1 protein-coding gene is annotated in these 973 nt (G+C 36.4%); it reads right to left on the minus strand.

What is annotated here, in order from left to right:
• Positions 1–223 precede the first annotated feature (223 nt).
• Positions 224–790, minus strand: a complete 567-nt coding sequence (locus NNL21_RS36035) for a histidine phosphatase family protein (RefSeq protein ID WP_204822899.1) — start codon at positions 788–790, stop codon at positions 224–226.
• Positions 791–973: the final 183 nt, after the last annotated feature.

Genomic DNA, 973 nt, shown 5'->3' on the forward strand with positions numbered 1-973 from the left:
CAAGGAGTCTTTTTGTTTCTCAAATCTCGTATTTCTTCATAATAGGAATGCTGCCCGTTAGCTGAACAGGCCACCGATCTTATCGGCAGCCTGGTGTCGTTGTGTTATCGTTCCTCGTTAGCTTAATTCCGAGATCCCTCGGACAGACCGAGGGGGTATAGCCCCAATGCTTTAATATGGTGTTATGTGATGTCACAGTCCTCTTCGATAAACCTTATAAAATCTAATCATTCCACATTCTTGTTACTTCTTCTAATTCTAAGTCCTCGAATTGCATTTTATAGATATCTGGTTTCTTTAATTGATTCAAAAACTCCAAGCCAAAAGCTGGATCAAAATGATTCATCATCAAAGTCATTACAAGACCATGAGTCCCGATTGCTATTTTCTTCCCTCTGTGCTCTTTTAATATGGGTTTTAGAACTGAGATTGCTCTTTTCTGACAATCAGCATTAGACTCTCCACCCGGCAAGGTATAATTAGGGTCATTAAAACTCTCTCTGATACTAGACATTAACACTACATTTTCAATAATATTAGATGCAAAATGACGTTCTCTAAGATCTTCAAATACTTTAATATCTAACTTTAAGTGCTCGGCCAATCCCTCAACACTAAGAATTGCTCGAGTATAAGGACTTGATATAATCATGTCTATTCCTTCACCTATAAGTAACTTCGTTACTTTTTCAATATCGATCTTTCCTTTTGGGGTAAGCCCTCTTGTTCTTTCATTTCCTTCATTGTATGGTGATTCTCCATGCCTAACCATATAGATAATTGTCTTCATACAGGGCGCTCCTTTAGATGCTTTCATTAAATATCACACTGTGATTTCACATAACGTTATATTCACAAAGTTAATAAAATTATCCAACTCAGAAAATATTCGAGAAACAATTGAACTATCCTCCCTCTATGGAGAATCACTTTTCTCTTAAATACTTACGTTTTCTTAGATTTTGACCCAAGT

Origin of the sequence: Paenibacillus mendelii (assembly GCF_024498075.1) — a bacterium.
Taxonomy (GTDB): Bacteria; Bacillota; Bacilli; order Paenibacillales; family Paenibacillaceae; genus Paenibacillus_Z; species Paenibacillus_Z mendelii.

What these genes read in the sequence shown, in the direction of transcription:
- NNL21_RS36035 (WP_204822899.1), bottom strand. Translation starts at nt 790, where the DNA reads ATGAAGACAATTATCTATATGGTTAGGCATGGAGAATCACCATACAAT.